The organism is Clostridium sp. AM33-3, assembly GCF_003480315.1.
Lineage (GTDB): Bacteria > Bacillota > Clostridia > Lachnospirales > Lachnospiraceae > Brotaphodocola.
In genome coordinates this window covers 1-16,797 of sequence record NZ_QUIV01000001.1, presented here as the reverse complement: position 1 = coordinate 16,797, position 16,797 = coordinate 1, and the positions used below count along the sequence as shown (strand labels likewise).

The following is a 16,797-nucleotide window of genomic DNA, read 5'->3' as shown; positions in this document are numbered from 1 at the left end:
AAGAAGTTTCACGGGACGCGATTTCCTGTGAAACAATGAAAAGGGGGAAGATCGCTCTTCCCCTCTTTACGCTCATTCAATCCCAGGGACTAGACAGTCATGATCTCCTTGGTCTTTGTCTCAATGGCCTTGTCCACTTTTTCGATCATCTTGTCGGTGATTTTCTGGATTTTCTCTTCACCCTGCTTTAAATCGTCCTCAGAGATGTCTCCTGCTTTTTCCATTTTCTTGATGCTGTCCATAGCATCGCGGCGGATGTTACGGATCGCAACCTTAGCGCCCTCGCCTTTTTTCTTGACATCCTTTGCAAGATCTTTACGGCGTTCCTCGGTCAGCTCCGGGAATACCAGGCGGATCACGTTGCCGTCGTTGGTCGGGTTGATGCCCAGATCGGAAACCAGGATTGCCTTCTCAATCTCTTTTAACAGGCTCTTCTCCCACGGCTGGATCACGATCATGCGTGCTTCCGGAACGGTTACGTTGCCGACCTGCTGGATCGGGGTCGGGGTTCCGTAGTAGTCAATGCGTAAGCGGTCCAGTACATGCGGGTTGGCACGGCCTGCGCGGATGGATGCGTACTCGTCAAGCAGCACGTCCAGGGATTTCTCCATTTTGTCCTCGTATAACTTTAAGTGTTCCTGCATAGTTTCCTCCTGTTAGTCGACGGTCACGATCGTACCGTTTATTTTGCCCTGCATTGCGTTTGCAATGCTGTCTTTTTCGTTTAAATCGAATACTGCCATTGGCATCTTGTGCTCCAGGCACATGATGGATGCCGTCAGGTCTACTACCGCAAGCTTCCTGTCGATGACCTCCTGAATGCTGATGGTATCGTAACGCTTTGCGTCCGGATTCTTTGCCGGGTCACTGTCGTAGACACCGTCGATGGATTTTGCAAGCAGGATGCAGTCTGCGTCCATTTCGACCGCACGCAGGGTAATGCCGGTATCGGTAGAGAAATACGGATGTCCGGTACCGCCTGCAAAGAAGACTACCTTGCCCTCCTCAAAATAGCGGTTAGCCTTATCTTTAGAGAAAAGCTCCGTTACCGCGCCGCATACAAACGGGGTCAGGATCTCGGTCTTCATGCCTGCGTTGCGGAAAATCTCTGAAACATAAATGCAGTTCATGATGGTAGCCAGCATACCGATCTGGTCTGCCTTGGTGCGCTCGATCGCGTCACTGGTGCGTCCTCTCCAGAAGTTGCCTCCTCCGATGACGATGCCGACCTGCACGCCTGCATCGACGGAAATCTTCACCTGTCTGGCAACCTCTTTGACTGTATCTTCGTCAAAACCGGTTTTTTTCGGTCCGGCAAGTGCTTCACCGCTTAACTTCAAAAACACTCGTTTCATGTCCATATGGTCATACGTCTCCTTTTTAAACTCTATCGGTATCATACCATATCTTCCAGGTTTTGAAAAGAGAAAAAAAACGTCTCCCCATTTCCTTCTTTGCTTCGCTGCACGCACACGGAGGCGCAGTAGTCCGGAAGAGAAAACTCCTGAAAACGATACCTGTCTTCTTTTGGTCCGGCCAGGACCGGCTGCGCGCCAGGTACGATCGTGAAGCTGTCAAGCGCCATAGCCATACCCTGACCTCCCACCTTCAGATAGCTCTCCTTTAAGGTCCACAGACGGCTGAACAGCATATCCCGTTCTTCCTCTGTTTCCGCCGCCCAAAGGACCCTCTGCTCTGCCGGTGCAAAAAACCGTTTTGCCACGTCCATGCGTGCCTTCTGCTTCTTTTCCACGTCACAGCCGACCGGACAGGAAGCAAACGTAGCCATGACCATAGAACCGGAATGAGAAAGATTGAACTGGATCTCCGGGTGATGCAAAAGACACGGTTTCCCATTTTCCACCGTTCCGAAGGCTTCTGTCCGTTCCCGGAGTCCAAACCGTTTCAGTCCCTGGTCCAGAAGAAGCCCTGCCCCCAGGGACAGACGCCGGTCCGCAGCATAGCGGAGCCTCTCTATTTTTTCCTGTCTTGCCCCGGAAAGACGTCCTTTTAAATCCGCTTCTTCTTTTATTGTAAGTGCTGCGTCCACACACATCACAGATACATATACTTCCATGTTATTCCCTGCCGCTTTCTGTTCCATTCATCCGGTTATGTTCCCGCAAACTATTTCTATATATGCGAAATGACCGGTTGGGGAACCGGTCATTTCAGGAGAAGGTATTTCGTTTTGTTGCAAAAACTATATAATGTATTGGGGGGTTTACGTCCATTATAGTATCATACCGGAATCAAAAAGTGTGCACAAACTTGACAAAGTTTGTCATTTTTTTTTATGCAATCCATCCAACCAGTGTATTCCGGCTATTGATAGCAGTCCCATCCTGTGATAAAATGAGCAGGAAAATTTCGAAACGTTCCGGAGGTTCCTTATGAACAGACAACATTCCTGGTCTTCCCTGATCAAAGAGACCGTCATCCTCACCGCCGCAGTCGCCATCATTGCCGCTGCCGTCTATTTTTTCCTGCTGCCAAGCCATGCCTCTGTCAGCAGCATTTCCGGTCTCGGTATTGTGCTTTCCAACTTTATCCCTCTTCCGCTTTCCGCTATTACCATGATCCTGAATGTAGTGCTCCTCATCATCGGATTCTTTACCTGCGGCAGAGAATTCGGAGCAAAGACCGTATACACCAGCGTCATGCTGCCGCTGTTTCTCGGCCTGTTTGAAAAGGCATTTCCGGCCATCGGTTCCCTGACCGACAGCCAGGAGCTGGATGTACTCTGCTATATTCTGGTGGTCAGCATCGGCTTAAGCATTCTGTTTAACCGCAATGCCTCTTCTGGCGGCCTGGATATCGTAGCCAAGATCATGAACAAATACCTGCACATGGACCTGGGACGGGCCATGTCACTTTCCGGCATGTGCGTTGCTCTTTCCGCCGCCCTGGTCTACGACAAGAAAACGGTCGTTTTAAGCATTCTCGGCACGTACTTTAACGGTATCATCCTGGATCACTTCATCTTCAGCCATAATATAAAACGGCGCGTCTGCATCATCACAAAAAAGGAGGAGGCGCTTCGCCGCTTTATTGTGGAGGATCTGCACAGCGGTGCCACGATCTACGAGGCCATCGGTGCTTATAATATGGAACGACACAACGAGATCATCACCATTGTCGACAAAAGCGAATACCAGAAGCTGATGAACTACATCAGCCGGGAAGACCCGCTGGCCTTCATCACCATCTACAATGTATCTGACATGCGCTACCAGCCCAAACGATAAAGTTCTTTCCCAACCATTACAAAGGAGCTTTTCATGACGGGACCCGGAACGGGCTATGCATAGCTATAGCACTGATTGATGCTTAGTTCATTTGCCCCGTTTTCTTCTGCGCGGGTCTTCTTTCCGTTCATGACCTCTGCGAAGACGGACAGCATCTCTGATTTCAGTTCCGGCAGGCTTTTCTCGCCGCGTATGCTGGCACTGGTGTCGATATCAATGATTTCGCAGAGAGCCTCCGCCGTATCGTGATTGCCGGTAATCTTCACCACCGGCGTGACCGGATTGCCGATCGGATTGCCAAGACCCGTGGTAAACGCCACCAGCGTGGCTCCTGCTGCAGCTAACGCTGTGACACTGAGTACATCGGAAGCTGCCGCATTCACAAAATACAGCCCCTTTCTGTCAATCCACTGTCCATACTCAAAACAGCCGTCAAAGGGTCTGGAGCCGGCCTTATGAATGCAGCCGAGCGATTTTTCCGTCAGTGTGGTAATGCCGCCGGCCATATTTCCCGGCGACGGATTTCCGCACCGCACATCCTGCCCTGATTCCTCATATCGTTTCTGTTCCCAGTCAAGAATTGCCTGGTAAATCTGTTCTCCGATTTCCGGAGTTCTTCCGTTCTGACGCAGAATATGCTCCGCGCCGATACACTCCACGGTCTCGCTCAGGATCGCGGTACCGCCGGCATCGATCACCTCGTCGGTGACAAGCCCCAGCACCGTATTAGAAGAGAAGCCGGAGGTTGGATCGGAGCCGCCGCATTCCAGTCCCAGGATCAGATCTGACAGATCTGCTTCGGTCCGGGGTACTGCATCTGCCTCCTTCTGCATCTGGCATGACCGTCATATCTTTTGGATTTAAACCGCAGCCTATGGGATTTGCCAGAAACACCGCCCCGCATTCGGAGGCAATTTTTTTGGCTGCCATTTCTGCGCAGATCACTCCAGGCATTACAACCACATGATTCCGAATTCCTACCTGTCCGTTTTCTCTCACAAACCCCTGAAATTTCATATCATTCCTCCTCTGGATAGTCGCTCAGATTGTGTGTATGGACCCATGCCCCCGGTTCGATATCCGCCAGCGCGTGGCCGATATTTTCCCCGTATTTCAGCACCTGTTCTCCGCGTTTGACCGCTTTCACCACTGCCTTATGATACTTTGGAATATCCTCCAGGGCTGTCAGTGTGTGACAACCGCCTGTATCCCTGTAGCAAAGCGTCTGCCCTTTCTTTACGGTTTCTGTTGTCATGATCACATGATCCTTCTCATTTATGATCATTGCGTTGATCTGTTTCTCCCCCATCATGCAATACCCTCCAAAATATGTCTCTGATTTGTTATATCAAACTTAGCCCTGCAAAGCGTTGTCCAGCACTGCCCTGAGCTCCTCTGCGCTGCCCACCCGGGCGCCCTCAAAGCGGCCGTTGTTTCCGTTGACCTGATTCAGCCATTTGATCCCGGTACCGCCCGCTGCTTCCCAGCGGTGCAGATTCGGTGTATGATCATCGATCAGGATATCTGCCCGGCTGAGCCTGCGATGCAGCATTGCCTCGATAAACTCTGCCTTATTCTTTCCGTACGGCACAAAGAGACAGTGCGCGGAATCAATCTCCGGCAGATATTGATCCAGCCATTTTTTCTTCTCCAGCAATGCTCTGGTGTCCGTGTAGTATGAGGACAAAATATAAATATCTTCCCCTCGCTTCATGGCTGCGCGCATAAAATCCAGAAGCTCCGTTTCCGGCTCCAGATCTGCATAATATCCCGGCTTTCTGCTTTCCTCAACAGGGACATCGCACCATTTTGCGATCGTTCCGTCCATGTCAAAATAAACCCGCATGTCACTGTTTAATTCCATTTTTTTCTGCATGTTTTCTGATCCTTCTTCTCCTGAATTTTGAATTTTCCACCTAAATCATATCAAATTATCAAAAAAACATCAGCTGGCCCGCAGGCACATACTGTATTCTATCATAGCAGAGAATGGTCAGGAGGGCAACCACAGCCAAAAAAGGTATCATTTTTTGCACATCATTTCCGCTAACATCGACAGCAGCTGTTCTACCTGAATCGGCTTTGCCATATGACCGTTCATTCCGGCTGCCATGGCATCTTTCTTATCTTCCTCAAATGCATTTGCCGTCATTGCAATGATCGGGATACATGCCTTCTCCCGATCCGGCAGCTGCCGGATTGCCCGTGCTGCTTCATAGCCATCCATTTCAGGCATCTGGATATCCATGAGGATCATATCATAGGTATCCGCCGGCATTTTTGTTATCATGTTGACACACTGAATGCCATTCACCACGCGCTCTATTTTCAGACCGGCACGCTTAAGGATTGCCTCTGCAATCTCCGCATTCAGATCATTATCCTCTGCTATAAGGATATTCCTGCCTTCCAGGATTTCCGTGCCTGTTTCCGGATTTTCGATCTTCCTGTTTTCATAAAAGCTTTCATCTGCTATTTTGTGTTTCAGCGTAACAGTAAAGGTACTGCCCTTTCCGAGCTCGCTCTCTACCTGTATTGTTCCACCAAGCAGGTCCACATATCTCTTTACGATGGACATTCCAAGTCCGGTTCCAGCAATTTTACTCCTTGTGGTGTTTTTCTCACGGGTAAAGGCTTCGAAAATCCTTGTCAGATAATCCTGACTCATACCGATTCCCGTATCGCTTACCCTGGTTCTCATAATCATGTATCCAGGCTCATCGCATGGCAGTTCCTCCAGGCTTACCGTAACAGAGCCACCGGAAGGAGTATATTTCATGGCATTACTCAGGATATTGACAAATATCTCTTTTACCTTGGTAACATCCGTCAGTACATGCTCATGCTCTACATTCACCGAGTAACGAAAAGCAATCTTCTTTTTCCTTGCTTCGGCATCAAAAACTGTAAACACAGACTGACGGATATCTTCAATCCGGCTATAGCTCTCATCAATCTCCATTTTCCCGCTCTCGATCCTGGCCATATCAAGTACATTATTTATGATGGACAGAAGAAGCTTTCCGGACTGCTGCAGTTTTTCCAGATGTTCTTTTGTTTCCGGCAGGTCCTTTTCTTTCAGCTCCTCCTCCATAAGCTGTGCATAGCCCAGAATGACATTCATAGGAGTTCGGATGTCATGCGACATATTGTTAAGAAAACTGGTCTTTGCGAGACTGGCCGCCTCTGCTTTTTTCAGGGCGGTTTCCAGCCTGTCATTCAGCTTTTGTGTATCATCTGCCGCAAGCTTTGCAGAAGCTTCTGCCTTCCTGGCCTTTCTCAAAAATACAAGAATCACACCAATTATGCTGAGTGTAAATAATCCGGAAGTGACAAACACAACCGGAAGATTGTCTTTTATGAAATCCGAAAATGTCACTTTATCCGTCGTACTGTCATAGATGGCCAGTGCACTCGTAAGCATATCAGACGGCATGGTCTTCAGCGTTTTATTCAGTATCGTCAAAAGAGTTCCCTCTCCGTTTCTCACGGCAAAGCAGGCCTCCATTGTTTTTGTAAGCGGAATGCTCTTGAAATCTCGACGATTATCATATTTCAGTGCTTTACTGGTTCCCAGGAGAAAACAGTCTGCCTTTTCATTCATGAGCATATCTGTAGCATCCGGAAGCGAATCGCAACCGACCAGTCTCCATTGAGGATAGCTGAACACAATATGCTGTTTTAAGGCCTCATTTTCCCTTGGTACAGCGACTGTATACACTTCATTCTCATTAAAATGCGGTTCATCCGTTACCGCCATCAGGCTGTAGGTCCAGGCTGCATTTGTCAGCGTAAAGCCATGTTTCTCTGCAAAATCAGGATTTCTGCCGACATAATAAATCATGTCAATTTCGTGATCCTGTAAGGCCTGAAGCATTTCTTCATAATTCTCATATGCCTGTATATCAAATTTCAGTGTCTGATTCCCCAGACAGTCTACGGCATAAGAAATATATTCCGACAGCGTACCCGCAAGACTGCCGGTCTCTTCATCCATGGAAAAAACCGACGGAGCATTGTCCATAAATCCGATCCGGATGCTGCCATGCTCCTCCAGCCATGCCTTTTCTTTGCCAGTAAGACTCTGGCTGTAATCAAGCGCAAAATACTTCTTATACAGATCTGCCCGGAAAAACGGACTGTCCTGCTCCAGCTGACGCATAGCCCAGTCCAGCTCCGCCTTGATATCGCTGCGCTCTTTGTTTATCACAAAATATATGCCGGATTTGCCAACCGTGGCAACGGATGAGATTCCCTGCTCCGACCAGAAGGATTCCTCCAGAGACACAAAGCAATCAATCTCATGATCCGCCAATTTCTTTTCGACATCGGCATTATTATATACATTTACGTGTTCTGTATGTATGCCATTCTTATTTTCTCATTCTGTCAGCATGACTTCAGGCTCTGTACCTAAGAGCACGCCTACGCGTTTCCCGTCCATAGACCGAAAATCCGATGTCACGACATCGGTATCTGATAGATCAGCATAGAGGATATATTTTTCCTCCCCCATCGGTTCCGCCGAATACAGCATCTTTTGTTCCCGTTCATCGGTATAGGAAATATCTCCCATGATATCGATCTCACCGTTTTCAAGCTTATCAAAACAGTTGGACCAGTCACATTTCACATACTCAAACTTCCATCCGGTATAGCCTTCCAGAGCCTGCATGAGTTCGTAGCCGAAGCCGCGTCTAACCCCGTACTCATCAACATAATCGAAGGTATCCTCAAAGGAACCGACACGGATGATCTGCTGCCTGTCATCATACTGCGGCTCAGCAGCCCAGCAATGTACAGAAAATAGTATCCACATTCCCAAAACCACAAATACACCTGCACCTAGTACGGCTGTTCTTTTTCTACGTTTATACATTGTTGTTTTCTCCCTCAAACCGCCAGGTTCTTCATCGTTTTATATATTTTGTGATGACAGACAGTAACACACTCATATCGACCGGCTTTGCCACATGACCATCCATCCCGGCATCCAAAGCTGCCTGTATATCCTCTGCAAATGCATTCGCTGTCATTGCTATAATGGGAATCTTCTTTCCGTCCGGGCGATCCGGCATATTCCTTATGGCTTTTGTTGTTTCATATCCGTTCATTTCCGGCATCATGATATCCATTAAGATCAACTCAAAGGTCCCCGGTGCTGTATTGCAAAACTGCGTGAGCGCAGATTTTCCATCGACAGCCCTGGTTACGATCATCCCTTTTTCTTCCAATAGAGTTACGGCTATCTCTGCATTTAAATCATTGTCCTCTGCCAAAAGGACATGTAAACCACGTACATCAATATCGTTTTTGAGCTTTTCTTCCTTTTCAGCTGGCACATGTTCTGCTATAAGCAATGGGATTTCTACGGTAAATGTCGAGCCAACGCCCTGTCTGCTGCTGATTTCAATTTTTCCACCCATAAGATCTACATACCGTTTGGCAATCGCCATTCCCAGTCCGGTTCCCTTATAGCTGGTTCTTGCTCCGTTATTTTCCTGACTGAACTCATCAAATATTCTGGTCTGGAACTCCTCGCTCATACCAATTCCGGTATCTGATATGCGTAAGCGCACAATGATATGCTGCTCATCTTTACCCGGACGGCTTTCAGCAGCAAATGAAATTGTACCTCCATCTTTTGTAAATTTGACTGCATTGCTGATAATGTTGAGCAATACCTCCCTGATCCTGAGTTCATCTGCCATCACATAAGGATTTTTAAGTTTTTCTGTTGAAACCGTAAAAATAAGATCGCGGTTTTCCGTATAGCCTCTTGCAATCGACAAAACCGTATTAACCATATCCCCCAAATCCACCGGCACTGGTTTATATTCCAGTTTACCGCTTTCAATGCGGCTGATATCCAGCACATCATTCATCAGGGTCATCAGATATTCGGAACTCTGCCTGATCTTTTTCAGATAATTTTCCACTTCCCTGTCCGGTTTCAGCTTCAAGGCAATATCGGTAAATCCGATGATCGCATTCATCGGTGTCCGGATGTCGTGGGACATGTGATTCAGGAACGTTGTTTTCGCAATATTCGCCGCATTTGCATTCTGTGCTTCCTTCAACGCTTCCATCTGTTTTTTTCTGCTTGCCAAAAGCGAATAAACCAGAAGAAGAAGTACAAAAATAATCGCAAAGGAAATTCCGGTCACGAAACCGGCATACTCTGCAAGGACATCCTGCAGGGTCATTTTCTTTTCTGAAACAGAATTCAGTGCAAGGACAACGCCATTTAGAATATCGGAGGACTGATCAATTGCTTTATTGATAATGGTAGCTGCTCTTCTGTTTGCTCTCGTCGTAAACATTCCTAATTCCTGCCGTTTTGCCATCTCTGCAAATGACAGACTTTTGGTCAATGAACTTTCATTCAGAAGATTGATCTTGGAAGACGGAATAACAGTTGCTCCCACTTTTCCGTTTGCTACTGCCTCCAGGCATTCTTCCTGTGTATCATATTGTTTGATCTCGGCGTCCAGAAAAAGAAGGGACACCATCAATTCAGAATACAGTGAGGTCTCTGTTGCTGCGATTGCAGAGAGACTGCTGCTGTAGTCATTTCCTTTGTAAATAACTACCGGCGTGATATCAAAGATTTTATCGGTCAAAACTACCTGAAACTGTTCCTGCGTATAAAAATCCTGAATGATAGGACCGGCAATATCAATTTCACCAGCCTGCAATGCCTCATTCATCTGTATGCCCGTGGAACAGGGAACTGCCTTGATCGTGACTTCGTATTTTTTCTGAACAGTCTCCAGAACGGTTCCGAGAATTCCTGTCAGTTTCCCGTCTTCTTCACCGCAAAAAGGAAGATTATCCTTTAGATACCCCACACGTATGGTATTTTCATGGGCAGCCAGCCATTGTTTTTCTTCCATATTTAGTGCATAATTTATGGCTGCTTTCTCTTCATAACGGGCATACAGCTTGCTGCTGTAGTCCGTTTTTGTATTGTTGATTTCTTCCAGGGCAGAATTTAATTCCTTTAACAGATCCGGTCTGGATTTTGATACACCGAAATAGCAGTCACTTACACCGATATTAGCAATTGCAATAAAATCACTGTCGACAGACAGTGCCGGGATCACGAATGCATCCAGTTCATCTGCATCCTGTTTTTTTATTATTTCATCATAGCCTTTGCAGACAACAATCTCTGCATGAAGCTGATTGCTGTCCAGCCATTTTTCCAGATTTTTTTTCTGATAGCTTCCATCCTCAACGCCGATACGGCAGCCATTCAGCTGCTTTAAATCTCCATCCGTAAGGTTCAAATGATCCTCCCTGGTATAGATCCAATATCGTTCTGTTCCCTCCGCATAATCAGAAAAACTGATCACTTCTGCCCTTTCCGGTGTATAACTGACACTTCCAAGTATATCTATTTCTCCATCTGCCAGCATATCCAGACACTCTTTAAATGAGCCATAGACATATTCATACTTCCAGCCGGTTATATAAGAAATTCTCTGGAGATACTCATAGCCTGCTCCCTGCTTGTGTTCCCCATAACCGCCTTCCTGAAAATTGGCATATGGAAAATAGCCAACTCTCACGGTTTTATTTTCTTTCTCCATTGCCTGAGCTGTTTTTCCATTGCTTTTCATTTCAGACGCATGAACAGAAGCCGGTACCAAAAGCAGCATAATCAGTACCAAAATACTAAGCCATACGCTTTTTTTCTTATCTGTTTTTCTTATCCGTTTTTCTGTCCCTCTGTCCATTCTTCCTCCTTATGCTCCGTCCCCTTTTTATTGTATATCCCCTGCAGCTATATCCTTTATGGAATCCCGTCTGCTGCTGTTAAAATATCCGATCATTCCGATATAAACGTTCTTCTTGAAAGGAGTCCACAACTTTTTCCCATACAAAAGGACAATAAAAAACACCGCCATACAGACAGTGTACACTATCATTTCATGCAACTGGTTGCCATTTTAAAGGCCCTCTAGCTTTGCGTCGCAGACTTTCGCCTGCTTTGCTTCTAAATTTAATTTCATTATATCATTTCATATTTTTTCATGTCTATATTTTTCCGCACAAATGCAAAAAAATGTAAAAAGCGGTGGGAGTATGTCGCAAAAAGTCCTTTTCTTTTTGCCTAAAGTTTACTATACTGATACGGAAGCTGCACAAAAAAAGAGAGAGGATATCACAATTATGGCTATTACAGGACGCAATGTCGGCAAAACCTGCCGCACTCATTACAAAGGAACGTTTAACGACGGAACCCAGTTTGACTCTTCTTACGACCGCGGCGAGCCGCTGGAGTTTGTCTGCGGCGCAGGTCAGATGATCCAGGGTTTTGATGCTGCCGTGGCAGACATGGAAGTCGGTGAGGTAAAAGAAATTCACCTGATGCCGGAGGAAGCTTACGGTCAGACAAACCCGGATGCTATCTTCGATGTGGAAATTGCGGATCTTCCGGGTTCTGAGGAGCTGCAGGTGGGCCAGCACATTTACCTGCAGAATCAGAATGGCCAGCATTTCCCGGTAACGGTTACAGCTAAGACTGAAACCACCATCACCTTCGATGCCAACCATGAAATGGCAGGAAAGGAACTGAATTTCAAAATTGAGCTGGTAGAAGTAAACTAACGGAAAACACAAAAAACAGCGGGCTTAGATGCACCGCTGTTTTTGTAGTATGATCTGGGAAGAAACAGATTTGAAGTTGAGGACGGTATGTGTTGCACCTGCCTTGCCTTTTACGTATTGTCCCTTGCTCCAAACGTTCTTGAGTATCCACCTGGACAGAAATAATGAATCTGATATCCGTAGAATGGATTCTTCTCAGATGGGCGGATGACAGAAAACTGACCTGCTTTCAGTTTTACTGTTGTTCCATCTTTGTACTTAATCGTATTATGCAAAATCCAAATATCATCAGTAATGGATGGATCATAATCATATTTCCCAGTTGCCTGATAATCTGCCATCAACACCGAGTAGTAACTTCTGAGGTTTGCTTCATCCGTTGCAACCTTCGCTTTATGCAGTTGTGAAGTGAAAACCGGAATGGAAATTGCTACAAGAATACCAACAATTGCAACCACAATTAATAGTTCTGCCAGTGTAAAGCCACTATTTTTCTTCTGTCTGATCATTTCTGTCCCTCCTGTTTAGCTGGCATATATTTTCATTAAGCATACTTATTTCATGAGAAAACTTCAATTAGTAAATTGATGAAATTTTTGCCAAATTTCGTATAATATTTTGTAAAATTACACGTATTTTCTGCACTTTTTGCCATATTCTATATAGTTTTATCAGCTGGACAGCAACATAGAAAGTATCTGATCTTCTTCGTTCCACAAAAATAGGCTTCGCCTATTTTTTATTACTGTGACACAAAAAAATCCTCCTGAATTGATATTTATTTTAACATCAATCCAAGAGGATATATAGCTCCGTTTAGAGTTTACACAGAATTAATTACAGTCTCTACAAAAGAGTTACAAATATACACGTTCGAACGTTTCCTAAAACGTTCATAAATATAAAAGAAGCCTTTCCTGTGTTCCAGCCATAACGACAACTACGAGTTCCCCATCAATTCTTTCAATGGTATATGCCAATTCTCGTAATTCGTTTTGTTATAGTAGATGTCATACCCATAGAAACCAGCCAGATCTCCGGTTTTTGGGCTCCCGATCGTATAGTCTTCGCAGATTGCATCAACAGCTTTTTGATACAGTGCTTTGAGTTTCTTGTCCTTGAGCTTCTTAATATATTTTGCAGCTGGTGGATCGAATCGTACAGATAGCATTTTCAATCCTTCGATCCGAATACGTTCTCATAAGTCTCGTATTCTGCTTTACCCGTTGCAATATCTTCAGCCTTGGCCATCATCATTTCTGCTGCTGGTCGAATCTGTGCCTGACGTTTCTTAAATTCTGCCAGTAACGTTTCGCCTGAAAAACCCTCCTGAATCAGTTCCGATAAAATTTGTTCAGCAAATTCTCCACCTGCTATGGTTTTGACAGGACGAATGATAAGTTCGTCACCGCGCATGATGCATTCTGCTTCATCGCCAAAACCAAGCGTCTGATAAAATTTCTGTGGAATAGTGATCTGCCTTTTCGAAGAAATACTAAGCACTTTTCTTGCCATTTTTGTGTTCCTTCTTTCCATAACTGCCATCGACATTCGATTACCTCCTTATTATCATATGCATTTTACTTCTTTGTATTCAATTTTCTTTGTTTCTTTGTATTAATTATAATATTGCACGACAGCAAAGTCAAACTATTTCGGATGCGATATTTGTTGCTCCTACGTGAAGCCCAATCAAATCAAGCGTCAAATTAAAGAGACTGCAAAATTTCCACAGTCCGGTAGGATGCCATTTCCTATCACACAAAAACAGAGACTTCACGGAATCCTTCTGAAATCCCATGAAGCCTCTGCTTTTATATCTTTATATCTTTGTTTCTTTTATTTTTTTGTATCTCTCACCTTTGTTTCATCGCTTTGAGATACCTGTCCGAATCTCCGGGTCTGTTCCGTCAATCCTCGACAATCTCTTCTGCAAGATCTGCATCTGTATCAGAAGTCTGGATTTCTTCCGCTTCCTCTTCATCTGCATCGTCTTTGGCATCTTCAGCATCGTTCTCATCTGCTGATTCAGAACCGTTCTTCGTGTCTTCGTCTGTGCCGACAGTTTCATCCTCAGACTTTTCTTCTTCCTTTATCTGGTCATTATCATCGTCAGATTCAGAAGCATCTTCGCTGTCGTCAGTGTCATCAGAGCTGATGATCTCATTGCTATCAGCGGTCTCATCCTTGCTCTGCTGCAGCTCATCTTCAATCTCAACCGTTGAATTGTCAGCCGCATCGGTCACATCGCTTTCAAGTACACTTTCATCTTCCACGCTCACAAAGCTGAACACAACCGTGAGAGCTCCGCCCTCTGAGCCATACTCTGTATACTTCGGGAAGTGTATCTGCATGTAATTCGCACGGATCGTTCCGATCGTGCTCTCAAGGCTATCATCGTCCTCATTGTAAACCGTAACGGTGAGTTTATCGAGGTTGCCATTATAGGTCTCCGGCAGCTCTACACCGCTCTTTCTTACATATCCGTCATCATTTCTAAGATCTTCCTCGGAAATCGTAACTTCCGCAAGATCCTCTCCATCTACGGAGAATACCACTCTTGCAGGTGTCTGGCTGATCTCCTCCGGCTCAAGCGGATCACCGGTTGCCGAGAAGGTAATCATGATAGAACCGCCGTCATCCTTGTATTCCGGAAGCACAATGTGGAGAAAAGCTGGTTTTGAAATAACATTGCTGTTCAGCAGATCACCATACTTGTTATAAACCTTAGCGGTAAACGCATTCCAGGTATCCTTGTAATCCGAAGAAATCACTTCGTCTGTCAAAATCAGATAGCCATTACTCTCAACAAATGTAAATCTCCTTATCCTTTGTGTATATCTTAGTTTACATGTACTTAAAAACTTTATCTAAGAGTCCCTGATCCTTTAAAAAGACCAGCCCGTCTATTACGCCGGCTGTATAAATCACAGATAGCTGAGTGTCATGAAGATCTTCCATTGTTGCCAACAGCTTATTAATGGTATCCTTCTGCTCTTTCCCCAGCGCAAGTGCCTCCACCTGATCAGCTAAATCGCATGATTTTTCCATCAGCATTTTATTCTTTGGGATTTCTGGTAAATATCTCTGCATTGCTTCAATCCTATACGGATCAATCAGGTACACCAGTGCGTCACAAATCTTTTTCTTATCTGCATCCTGCATCATTCCTCACCCCTTCCTACTATCTACCCCCATCATACCCCAAACCATCACTCCCGTGAATGAACCCTCAGTTGAATTCATTTTGCCAGCCGTTTTCCATATTAGATATATGAAAAAAATAGCAACGGAAAGGAGACTTTATAAAGCTATGAAAAAGCATGGGATATGGCCCCTTTTCTCGCATATTAGAAGAAATGTTTGCAGATTACGATTCCAGGAACCCCTGCGAAGATAATCTCCCTGATTATTTTGATGATGATGAAGACGACGAAGAGCCCCAGGATCAATCCTGAGGCTCTTGTCAAAACCATTAATACTACAAAGAAGGAATTCCCCCTCTTCTGCTAATCAGGCAGCCTCCCCGGAGGATTATATATTTCATAAAACCTTTTTACTTTTCAGATTTTTTGCTTTCGTCTTCATACAAACTCATCCCGCAAAGGATCTGGTTTGCTTCAGCTACGGATATTTTTCTAATTTTCCTTTTTATAATATGGAAATGCAGTAATATCCGGTAAATTCTTCTGTGTAGCCAAAAGAATGGGGCAAAAATTTTAAAATACCGCCAACAGTCAATAAAGTCTGCTTTTAGGTATTCTATATATTCTTTTCTGAGTTCTTCCGGTGTTGGCTCCAGGTCGTAGTCCGGGTAATCGTCCGGGTTAAAGTAGATGTCATCGTCTTTATCTTTCAATAGCATATTTTATTAATGTATCAATAAAATAGTCCTCATCTCCATATTGACTGACTAAAACTTTTCCATCTGCCCAAAACAATCGCTCCGCCTCGTTCATTTTTAATTTAAGTTTGAGAACAATCTGGCCAATCAATACTTTTTCATGAGAAGCATTTTGAAATTGCATAATATTGTCAAAATTTGATTTTGTTATACTGTCTGTATAGAATTCTGAATACGTTTTTTTCCATCTTTTTTCTTTCCATTTTTTAGATATCCTGCCCTCTTTAAATAATGCATAAAAAGCTCATAAAAAGAATTCTGTTTGTTCCTGTCATTTACATACCAATATAATGCAGTGATTAAATATTTAGGTGCACGTTCTATTGGAACCTCTAAATATGTGCACGGAATCTGGTATAAAACATGTGCTCGTGAAACAAATTTTCCTTTTTCTCCGGCATATATCGGTGATGTACAAAGCGAAGGGAAAACTTTGTTAAACGGAACTTTGGGTATTTGAATCAAAGATTCCTCATGAGTCTCTTCTAAATAATTTTCTGAACGTACTATTTCATCACAAATTATTTTTTTGTACAAATTGGGGAACTTACACAAAAGATCTAATATTTCCTGGTTCGTATTTAATTTGTTAAAAATATCTTCGTCATCAGGATCATATGTCGGATCTCTCGCTATAATTTCATATATTTTCATAGCAAGACAATATATATTAACCGTTTTTATATCATTCTTGTTTATGAAAATATATGCCTTCTTATATATATTTTCATTGTTTAAAGAACCATCCCACATAGAGTAATAATATCGTGCCTTTGCCCAGTACCTTTCATCCCGATAATAACTAAAACCACCGTTTTCTAACGGCGTATCTTCAATTGGTCTAATAGCTGCCCATGAAATGATTGTCATAAATTCAATTATTCCATCAATTCGATTTATATTGCCCTTCTTATATTCTGTATAATATGCCCATACCAATTCAATAAAACCTTTTGCATAATCCTTGTATGGCAAAGGTGTTGATTATTTTTTCAGAAACGTACCAACAGTCACAAAGAAAATAGGACT

16 protein-coding genes, 1 pseudogene and 1 riboswitch are annotated in these 16,797 nt (G+C 44.3%); of the genes and pseudogenes, 2 read left to right on the top strand and 15 right to left on the bottom strand.

The features are described 5' to 3' along the window. Window positions 1-89: 89 nt before the first annotated feature. Genes frr through DW819_RS00080 form a run of 3 tightly spaced genes read right to left on the bottom strand, consistent with a single transcriptional unit; the run spans window position 90 to window position 2,077 of the window. Window positions 90-644, bottom strand: coding sequence for a ribosome recycling factor (gene frr / locus DW819_RS00090; RefSeq protein WP_118530644.1), 555 nt, complete (start codon window positions 642-644; stop codon window positions 90-92). A gap of 12 nt (window positions 645-656) precedes the next feature. Continuing rightward, window positions 657-1,361 carry a UMP kinase gene (gene pyrH, locus DW819_RS00085; RefSeq protein WP_118530803.1) on the bottom strand — a complete coding sequence of 235 codons (705 nt, stop codon included), beginning with the start codon at window positions 1,359-1,361 and terminating at the stop codon, window positions 657-659. Between the two features lie 35 nt (window positions 1,362-1,396). Further along, a complete protein-coding gene (locus tag DW819_RS00080; RefSeq protein ID WP_207665283.1) occupies window positions 1,397-2,077 on the bottom strand; it encodes a 4'-phosphopantetheinyl transferase superfamily protein in 681 nt (226 codons plus the stop codon). 316 nt (window positions 2,078-2,393) lie between these two features. Between DW819_RS00080 and DW819_RS00075 the strand changes: the two genes are divergently transcribed. Continuing rightward, window positions 2,394-3,248, top strand: a complete 855-nt coding sequence (locus DW819_RS00075) for a YitT family protein (protein ID WP_118731525.1) — start codon at window positions 2,394-2,396, stop codon at window positions 3,246-3,248. A 53-nt stretch (window positions 3,249-3,301) separates the two neighbouring features. Here DW819_RS00075 and DW819_RS00070 read toward each other — a convergent pair whose 3' ends face one another. The 6 genes from DW819_RS00070 to DW819_RS00045 all read right to left on the bottom strand — a co-directional run bounded on the left by DW819_RS00070 (window position 3,302) and on the right by DW819_RS00045 (window position 10,990). After that, window positions 3,302-4,081 (bottom strand): UxaA family hydrolase, encoded by a 780-nt coding sequence (locus DW819_RS00070; RefSeq protein ID WP_118731524.1) that lies wholly within the window; start codon window positions 4,079-4,081, stop codon window positions 3,302-3,304. Between the two features lie 185 nt (window positions 4,082-4,266). Further along, on the bottom strand, window positions 4,267-4,560 hold the full coding sequence (locus DW819_RS00060; RefSeq protein WP_118731523.1) for a UxaA family hydrolase: 294 nt from the start codon (window positions 4,558-4,560) through the stop codon (window positions 4,267-4,269). Window positions 4,561-4,602: 42 nt separating this feature from the next. Next, window positions 4,603-5,124, bottom strand: a complete 522-nt coding sequence (locus DW819_RS00055; protein WP_118731522.1) for a hypothetical protein — start codon at window positions 5,122-5,124, stop codon at window positions 4,603-4,605. Between the two features lie 147 nt (window positions 5,125-5,271). Next, the gene (locus DW819_RS00050) at window positions 5,272-7,536 is read right to left on the bottom strand and encodes an ATP-binding protein (RefSeq protein WP_243025440.1); all 2,265 of its coding nucleotides are present in this window, start codon (window positions 7,534-7,536) and stop codon (window positions 5,272-5,274) included. Between the two features lie 93 nt (window positions 7,537-7,629). Further along, window positions 7,630-8,127, bottom strand: a complete 498-nt coding sequence (locus DW819_RS15835; RefSeq protein ID WP_243025438.1) for a transporter substrate-binding domain-containing protein — start codon at window positions 8,125-8,127, stop codon at window positions 7,630-7,632. A 31-nt stretch (window positions 8,128-8,158) separates the two neighbouring features. Beyond that, complete coding sequence (locus tag DW819_RS00045) at window positions 8,159-10,990, bottom strand: transporter substrate-binding domain-containing protein (RefSeq protein ID WP_118731521.1); 2,832 nt, start codon at window positions 10,988-10,990, stop codon at window positions 8,159-8,161. A 193-nt stretch (window positions 10,991-11,183) separates the two neighbouring features. Then, window positions 11,184-11,259, bottom strand: a riboswitch (cyclic di-GMP riboswitch). A 197-nt stretch (window positions 11,260-11,456) separates the two neighbouring features. On the opposite strand from DW819_RS00045, the pseudogene DW819_RS00040 reads away from it, so the two are divergent. Beyond that, window positions 11,457-11,864, top strand: a pseudogene (locus DW819_RS00040) (FKBP-type peptidyl-prolyl cis-trans isomerase); the annotation flags it as partial. Window positions 11,865-11,974: 110 nt separating this feature from the next. On the opposite strand, the gene DW819_RS00035 reads toward DW819_RS00040, so the two are convergent. From DW819_RS00035 to DW819_RS00005, 6 genes are all read right to left on the bottom strand, one after another. Further along, window positions 11,975-12,373 (bottom strand): type II secretion system protein, encoded by a 399-nt coding sequence (locus tag DW819_RS00035; protein WP_118731519.1) that lies wholly within the window; start codon window positions 12,371-12,373, stop codon window positions 11,975-11,977. Between the two features lie 431 nt (window positions 12,374-12,804). Beyond that, window positions 12,805-13,035, bottom strand: coding sequence for a type II toxin-antitoxin system RelE/ParE family toxin (locus tag DW819_RS00030; protein WP_347560139.1), 231 nt, complete (start codon window positions 13,033-13,035; stop codon window positions 12,805-12,807). A 2-nt stretch (window positions 13,036-13,037) separates the two neighbouring features. Continuing rightward, entirely contained in the window at window positions 13,038-13,415 is a 378-nt protein-coding gene (locus DW819_RS00025) for an AbrB/MazE/SpoVT family DNA-binding domain-containing protein (RefSeq protein WP_347560138.1), read from the bottom strand. A 359-nt stretch (window positions 13,416-13,774) separates the two neighbouring features. After that, window positions 13,775-14,650 carry a hypothetical protein gene (locus tag DW819_RS00020; protein WP_118731518.1) on the bottom strand — a complete coding sequence of 292 codons (876 nt, stop codon included), beginning with the start codon at window positions 14,648-14,650 and terminating at the stop codon, window positions 13,775-13,777. Between the two features lie 61 nt (window positions 14,651-14,711). Beyond that, the gene (locus DW819_RS00015) at window positions 14,712-15,032 is read right to left on the bottom strand and encodes a hypothetical protein (RefSeq protein ID WP_118731517.1); all 321 of its coding nucleotides are present in this window, start codon (window positions 15,030-15,032) and stop codon (window positions 14,712-14,714) included. Window positions 15,033-15,915: 883 nt separating this feature from the next. Then, window positions 15,916-16,743, bottom strand: a complete 828-nt coding sequence (locus DW819_RS00005) for a hypothetical protein (protein ID WP_147353149.1) — start codon at window positions 16,741-16,743, stop codon at window positions 15,916-15,918. Between the last annotated feature and the right edge of the window lie 54 nt (window positions 16,744-16,797).

Coding starts and splice junctions, on each gene's coding strand:
- frr (WP_118530644.1), bottom strand. CDS start 644: ATGCAGGAACACTTAAAGTTATACGAGGACAAAATGGAGAAATCCCTG.
- DW819_RS00070 (WP_118731524.1), bottom strand. CDS start 4,081: ATGCAGAAGGAGGCAGATGCAGTACCCCGGACCGAAGCAGATCTGTCA.
- pyrH (WP_118530803.1), bottom strand. CDS start 1,361: ATGGACATGAAACGAGTGTTTTTGAAGTTAAGCGGTGAAGCACTTGCC.
- DW819_RS15835 (WP_243025438.1), bottom strand. CDS start 8,127: ATGTATAAACGTAGAAAAAGAACAGCCGTACTAGGTGCAGGTGTATTT.
- DW819_RS00035 (WP_118731519.1), bottom strand. CDS start 12,373: ATGATCAGACAGAAGAAAAATAGTGGCTTTACACTGGCAGAACTATTA.
- DW819_RS00025 (WP_347560138.1), bottom strand. CDS start 13,415: ATGTCGATGGCAGTTATGGAAAGAAGGAACACAAAAATGGCAAGAAAA.
- DW819_RS00060 (WP_118731523.1), bottom strand. CDS start 4,560: ATGATGGGGGAGAAACAGATCAACGCAATGATCATAAATGAGAAGGAT.
- DW819_RS00080 (WP_207665283.1), bottom strand. CDS start 2,077: ATGGAAGTATATGTATCTGTGATGTGTGTGGACGCAGCACTTACAATA.
- DW819_RS00055 (WP_118731522.1), bottom strand. CDS start 5,124: ATGCAGAAAAAAATGGAATTAAACAGTGACATGCGGGTTTATTTTGAC.
- DW819_RS00075 (WP_118731525.1), top strand. CDS start 2,394: ATGAACAGACAACATTCCTGGTCTTCCCTGATCAAAGAGACCGTCATC.
- DW819_RS00015 (WP_118731517.1), bottom strand. CDS start 15,032: ATGATGCAGGATGCAGATAAGAAAAAGATTTGTGACGCACTGGTGTAC.
- DW819_RS00030 (WP_347560139.1), bottom strand. CDS start 13,035: ATGCTATCTGTACGATTCGATCCACCAGCTGCAAAATATATTAAGAAG.
- DW819_RS00045 (WP_118731521.1), bottom strand. CDS start 10,990: ATGGACAGAGGGACAGAAAAACGGATAAGAAAAACAGATAAGAAAAAA.